The following is a 283-nucleotide window of genomic DNA, read 5'->3' on the forward strand; positions in this document are numbered from 1 at the left end:
GAGCTGCTGGCTCGGGTACGCCAGGCCACATTGGCCGCCCAGGATCACCAGGATCTGCCCTTCGAGCAGGTCGTGGAGATCGTCCAGCCCTCACGCCACCTGGATCACACGCCCCTGTTCCAGGTCATGTTCGCCTGGCAGAGCAACGAAAACGCTACGTTCGACCTCCCCGGTCTGCGCACCGAACCGGTCGGCCTGCCCTTCGATCAGGTCAAGTTCGATCTGGAGCTCGCCTTGGGCGAAGCCGACGGCACCATCGTCGGCTCCCTGAGCTATGCCACCG

1 protein-coding gene is annotated in these 283 nt (G+C 64.7%); it reads left to right on the top strand.

Translation table 11 applies throughout. The annotated features are described in order from the left end of the window. A partial coding sequence (locus tag IHE46_RS16875) for a condensation domain-containing protein (protein WP_192166094.1) occupies nucleotides 1-283 on the top strand: 283 nt, incomplete at both ends.

This window comes from Rhodanobacter sp. DHG33 (assembly GCF_014843005.1).
Taxonomy (GTDB): Bacteria; Pseudomonadota; Gammaproteobacteria; order Xanthomonadales; family Rhodanobacteraceae; genus Rhodanobacter_A.